The 5929-nt window shown below is 35.2% G+C and carries 6 protein-coding genes; all 6 read right to left on the reverse strand.

What is annotated here, in order from left to right:
- Positions 1 to 197: 197 nt before the first annotated feature.
- Positions 198 to 2201 (reverse strand): hypothetical protein, encoded by a 2004-nt coding sequence (locus tag HMPREF9141_RS07915; RefSeq protein ID WP_007368137.1) that lies wholly within the window; start codon positions 2199 to 2201, stop codon positions 198 to 200.
- Positions 2202 to 2204: 3 nt separating this feature from the next.
- A complete protein-coding gene (locus HMPREF9141_RS07920) occupies positions 2205 to 2768 on the reverse strand; it encodes a hypothetical protein (RefSeq protein ID WP_007368138.1) in 564 nt (187 codons plus the stop codon).
- Between the two features lie 61 nt (positions 2769 to 2829).
- Entirely contained in the window at positions 2830 to 3723 is an 894-nt protein-coding gene (gene fic, locus HMPREF9141_RS07925; protein ID WP_007368139.1) for a protein adenylyltransferase Fic, read from the reverse strand.
- Between the two features lie 6 nt (positions 3724 to 3729).
- The gene (locus HMPREF9141_RS13035) at positions 3730 to 4020 is read right to left on the reverse strand and encodes a hypothetical protein (protein WP_007368140.1); all 291 of its coding nucleotides are present in this window, start codon (positions 4018 to 4020) and stop codon (positions 3730 to 3732) included.
- 14 nt (positions 4021 to 4034) lie between these two features.
- Complete coding sequence (locus HMPREF9141_RS07930; protein WP_007368141.1) at positions 4035 to 5114, reverse strand: Fic family protein; 1080 nt, start codon at positions 5112 to 5114, stop codon at positions 4035 to 4037.
- 311 nt (positions 5115 to 5425) lie between these two features.
- A partial coding sequence (locus HMPREF9141_RS07935; RefSeq protein WP_040554700.1) for a DUF3874 domain-containing protein occupies positions 5426 to 5929 on the reverse strand: 504 nt, incomplete at its 5' end.

Here is a 5929-nt window from a genome sequence, read left to right on the forward strand (position 1 = left end):
CCTAAAGGTACAAAAACTTTAGGAAATAGCAAAGCCCTGGCTTGAGAAAGTCGGGGCTTTGTGCATAAAAAAGAGGATGTGTACATTTTGACACACCCTCAAGGTTGTAATATTATTTCACTTCCTCAAATTGAGTAGTATTGATTAGAAACAATCTTGGATGTTATCACTTTATTTATGTTATTACATTCCAACTTTTATCTCTCAATAGTAAACAAAAAGGCCTTAGGCTTTCCATTTACTTGATTTATTCTAATAGTTTGTTTTACTGATAGAATATATTTATCTGATAGTTCTTCTACCCCTAAATAAATATAATTATATGGATCTATTTTTTTATCTGTGGATATGGGTGAACTATCAATGATATCCAAAGAAGGTAGATCTGCCATTTTACAAACTAAAACAGATTTCTGGAAACCATTCATTATCCTAAAAACTTTAGCAGCTGTTCTTAAATCACTGCTATAGGCTATTTCGATTATACAATCATCTTTCGTCAGTTGCAAACGATCTAATTCTAGAATTAAGTTATCTAATTGAATCTTTATCTCCTCTATTGTGAAAGAGCGTATTAGAAGTTGCAAATACTTATGTTTCATATTATATTCCAAACACTTTGCTAATCCGTCACCTACGCCACCTAAAATTTCACTTCGCCCTTTTTGTAGATATCTCCTTTCAACATCTATAGTACCAATAACTTCTACCGTTGTATGTGTTGAATTCTCTTTACTTGGCAATTCTTCTTGAGTTGGAATCTCTATGTAATTCTGAGCATTAAATTTTAAGAAATCATTACATATATAATCCAAACGCTCTTCGTCATAACCATTTTGCTTATCAAGTTCTATATTCATATCTTCTAAAGAGCTAATATAATTATCCAGTAATGCTAAAACATCAGATTTACTTGGCAGATTCCATAAGCCAAGATTATTTAACTCCCCACTACTATACCACGCATCTATATATTCTCTTATAGTTTTAGATAATTTTATTAATTGCTCATTTTTATTTATGCTATTATCGATATAAGGTATTTCAAGTGGTTCATTATAATTGATATTATAATCTTTATATGACCATAACCGGATAAATAAAAGAGATAAATATTTATATGCGGTCTTAGCAATTTCATTGCTTGCATTTACACCTTCATCAAGGCCCTTTATAGAATACTTACTTTCCAAAACCATAGGTGTTAACCATTGGTTATTCATATTACATATATTATCTACACATTCCATAATTTTCGAAAATGTACCAGGAATAAGAGGAAAAGATAATGGTAGATTTTGTGAAAAACTCATTATATAATTTAGAGTAGAATAATTGCGATGATATGTCAACATAGCACCAAACATCACGTTAAAAATATAAAACTCTTTTAAATATTCTTGTTCATCTTCATTATCACACTTCATTTTTCTAAATCTCATATATTGATTTGCGTATGTCCAATAAGTTTTTAACCAGTTAGTATTCGAAACGAAAGAAGCATTATTTAGCATAAACCAAATATGATTAAACGTTTGTTGAGAGATTTTAGCGTTAGTGATAACAGTATCATACAAAATAGAAATAATATCATTACGATTATATATAAAAGATTGTTGTTGAGGATTTCCTACTGCACTTCCCATTTCATACAATACTTGATATAAGGAGGCTGAATACACGATTTCTTTTTTGTTCTTATTATTATCTTGCTCTTTCACAAAATACCCAAAAACTTCTCTGATTGCAATCTGATACATCTTGTCATTTTCTGCTTTTGAAGCAAATCTCATAGCATCCCAAAATATCAATATATCACTTTCTATTTTCTTTGATGACAAATAGCTTAATAGTTTTTCTATATTATAATATTTCGAAATTCTATCAAACAAGATCACCAAAGTCATTATAATACATAGTAAATATAATAATAAAAAACTGTTTACCCAATACTCCATTTCCACATTTGAAAGAAAGCTTAATATAAATGGAACAATACACACAATTACAGCATATATATAGAGAAGCCACTTAAAAATGTTATAGATATTTTCATCTTCAAAACGATCAGAGATTACTGCTGAATCATATTTTTCATCTATCCGTTGAATAGACTGCAGTATTAAAGGAAATGAAATACCTAAAAGAGCAGCAAATATTGTAACTACTGCACTGTATGTATTTGAGAAGAAATTAAACATATCTTAAATGGAGTCGTTTTGAAGGTTTAAGTTATTAATTAGATAAACTTGCTTATGATATACTTTCCTAACTTCTACAGGTTGTCTTTCAGATGAAATCTTTTTAAGTATATGGATTGCATTTTTTAATAATAGTAACTTCTTTTCTTCGCTATTAATAATAGACATTCCTATTCTTTTATGAGATTCGAGTATTGTATCTAACTTTAAAGAAACTTCTTCTTTTTCATTGGCAACGTCACATGTTTTATACATAGAGAGAAATGCCAATATGACTCCTATTGCGATGACAGCAAAAAATCCGAGATAAGGGAGTGTTCTTTTAAAATGTGAAACACTAAAATACTTTTTGTTTTTTTCAAAAAAAGAAATTCTATCACGACTTTTACTTGATAATTCGCTAATGACAATGTCAAGGTCATTATCTTGTTTCTCTTTTTCTACCCATTCCTTTATAAGGGCTTGAGGGATATAATATTCTGTAGATAACAAGTCTATATCCTTACCTTGATGGATATCTCTTAGGATAGAGCTTTTATATTTCCCATAATTTCTTTGTGTGGGCATGTTACGATTATTGTATAAGTTAATTCGGATATTAAGTAAATGTCATTCTAATTATTAAATATCACTCATCTTGTTCGTAATAATACGAATAATCAATACCCTTCATAAACATTTCTCGGTCATTAATCTTGGTTGTGAGAGCTGGCTGTACCAAAACCTTGATGTGTGCGCTATCAGCTACACTCTCACGCATGGCTAACAAATATTCGTTCTTGTCTATTTGACTCCAATCCACACACCGTTTTAGTGAACGCTTCAGCATAAGGTCAAGCCAAATGCGAGTGCTGCGACCATTGCCTTCCATAAATGGATGCGCTACATTCATTTCAACATATTTGTCCATTATCTCATCAAAGGTTGTTTCGGGCATTCGTTCTATTGTTTGCAGAGTTTCGGGGAAGTGCATACAATTAGCAAAGGTAAAACCTCCTTTGGATATATTCTTAGTTCGGATTTGTCCGGCAAAGTCGTACAATCCTCCAAAGAGATAAGCATGTATCTGTTGCAGACACTTAATACTGCCAGGTTCTGCCGTTTGCAAGATACCACTTTCAAAAAGCTGATAAGCCTTTTTCTTGCTCTGTCCGTCAATAGTGTTATCACTATAGAGGAACCAGTCAAGAAAGCTCGTTGCCTTGGTATTGTTGATATGCTTTGCCAAAAGGGTTACGCCCTCTGCATCAAACGTATCTGTCTTATAAGACTTCCCGTCAGAGGCTTTTAGCTTCAGTTGGTTAGTAGTACTAACCAACTGACTATTTTCTTTTCTTAGTTTGGTTTTGAGATACTTCCAATAGTTTCTCGTCTTTTGGTAATCATCTTGCTCGTTAATCGCAGCAATGATGTCCAGCACAGAGAACCACCACTTACTGTGTTCCTCGTCCCATACCGCCCTCACTTCACGGTCGTTGAAGAAGCGAATTGATTTCTTATATTGTTCTTTATCTTCTGCCATAAATGCTCATGTTTTATCAGAACAAAGCAATTTTGCAACATCATTAATAATGCTAGTATTTATTTCTTGTGGTGAGAAACTTACCTTGTGAGTATTGGGATCAAATATCAAATGAATAGAATCACTATTTGGTAAACAATTTGCAGAGATTGCAAATTTTCTTATAAGGTCAGCTTTTTCCTTAAAGCTGATAACAAGAATATCAAAATCTTTTTCGTTATACTGTACACGACGATTATAATTACCATCATGTAGCTGTAATTCTATTTCTTTTATTTTAAGTGAATAGCGTTTCATAAATAAATTGGATTTTAGTTGTTTAGTTCTTTGCTTTTAATCTCCCAATAGCCATTGCGCTTACCATTTTTGCGTTCAATAATGCCACGTTCTGACAAACGCGTTGTCATACGTTTTACGGTTCGCTCAGACTTACCTATATGCACAGCAATTTCCTTTTGCGTTGCTTGTGGTTTCTCCTTGACAAACTTTATAAGTGCTACTTCTTCCAAAGTGCAATCCAAAGTGTCATTATGGCTCTTTGGAACTTCCAGACTGGCACTTTGAACCAAATGCTTTGGTGCTTCTATATGTAGAAGTCTGTTCTTTAGTTCATTCTGCTCACCTAATATCAAATTGCGAAAGAATGCTTCAAGGTATTGTGTTGTAGCAAAGACTCCTTTAGGCATATTGTTATAGTTGGCTCGAACCAGTGCGTTACGAAAATACCACGAATAGTTAGCAAAGGTTTCGTTGCTGATGTCGAAACCAAATGTACGCAGATACTTAATGGTAAAAACTGCCGTTGTACGGGTATTGCCCTCCCCGAACGGATGAATTTGCCAAAGGTCAGAAACAAATTTTGAGATATGGCTCACAGCTTCTGCTATATCATGATGCTTATAATCGTATTCTTTTTCACGGGCAAAGTCGTAATCCAGCGTTTCACGGATACTATCAGCACCAGCATATAGTACCGTTTCTCCATTCAACACCCATTCCTTTTTCGTAATGTTATAATCTCTTATCTTTCCTGCATGCTCATAGATGCCTTCAAACAAACGACGATGAATTGAAATATATTCCAATGGCGAGAACGTAAAGCTCTGTTCAGATAGCAATTCGGTAATACGAGCCGAAACTTTATCAGCCTCTTCCGTCCTATTCCCGACCCCCTTACGAGCAGTCTTTGACTCATAATAGCTATTGACGAGCTGCTTCACCTCCTCAATCGTGATGTCACCCTCAATATGCTGGCGAGCAGTTTCACGCAAATAATCAGAAGTCTTCAAGCCATCAACGGCCTGCAAGCCAATAGCCGTCTGCCACGCATAACCTTTCTCTCGTTTATGCGGTTCGCTCTGTCGGATATATTCTTCAAAGTCGGTTATCATACTATTTATGAATTAAAATCGAATCGATTTCTTACTGTGCTCTTTATGTTCTTCCATAAACAGGTTCTTAGTCACTACGCCTATTAGATAGTGTCTTACAAAGGTAGCAAAAAAATCTATATAAAGAAAAAGATAAGGTTGTTTTTATAAAGAATACACTTCATTCTTGAACATCAATAAAGCAAACATAGTTTTGTTTTTAGTTGCTGTCACTTTTAACACTTCACGCAACCAGCAGATTATAAACGACTTATAACGTATCGCAGTGTGACAGTAGTGACAGCAACTTTGAAAGTTTATTCAGGCAGCAACTAACGTTTTAAGTTAGGATTGACGGACTGATCTATACAGCTTTGTACCGCCACCAAATACTCTGTGCCGTGCGAAGAATGCTTGCTGTGGAGATTCGGGATGTTGGCAAGGACACGGCCGAAATGGGAGAGGCTCGTCAGGTGTAGCTGACTGCCGTATCGCTGGCGGAGAAGACTGAAGATGGAGGCGGCTGTCATATAGGCACTCTTGGTCAAGTCCTTAGGGATGGAAAAGCACTCGAAGAAGAGAGCCTCAGCAGGTGTGCGCTGTTGATACTGAACGTTGTTTGCCATAATCTCCTGGGTGTCAGCCTCATCAAACCAGTAACGCCTACCAGCCTCAAGTTCGGCAACTGCCTGCGCATAAAGCTGCTCGTAGTCTATGCGGTCGGGCAGACGGATTGGATCAGTCAGAGTAACCGCTATAAAACGGCGACAGCCACTGGGATCGCTAAAGACATCCGAGACATTTGCTGTGGCGATGAAAGAGGCTACACGTGGCAA

It is taken from the genome of Prevotella multiformis DSM 16608, assembly GCF_000191065.1.
Classification (GTDB): Bacteria; Bacteroidota; Bacteroidia; order Bacteroidales; family Bacteroidaceae; genus Prevotella; species Prevotella multiformis.

What these genes read in the sequence shown, in the direction of transcription:
- HMPREF9141_RS07915 (WP_007368137.1), bottom strand. Translation starts at nt 2,201, where the DNA reads ATGTTTAATTTCTTCTCAAATACATACAGTGCAGTAGTTACAATATTT.
- HMPREF9141_RS07920 (WP_007368138.1), bottom strand. Translation starts at nt 2,768, where the DNA reads ATGCCCACACAAAGAAATTATGGGAAATATAAAAGCTCTATCCTAAGA.
- fic (WP_007368139.1), bottom strand. Translation starts at nt 3,723, where the DNA reads ATGGCAGAAGATAAAGAACAATATAAGAAATCAATTCGCTTCTTCAAC.
- HMPREF9141_RS13035 (WP_007368140.1), bottom strand. Translation starts at nt 4,020, where the DNA reads ATGAAACGCTATTCACTTAAAATAAAAGAAATAGAATTACAGCTACAT.
- HMPREF9141_RS07930 (WP_007368141.1), bottom strand. Translation starts at nt 5,114, where the DNA reads ATGATAACCGACTTTGAAGAATATATCCGACAGAGCGAACCGCATAAA.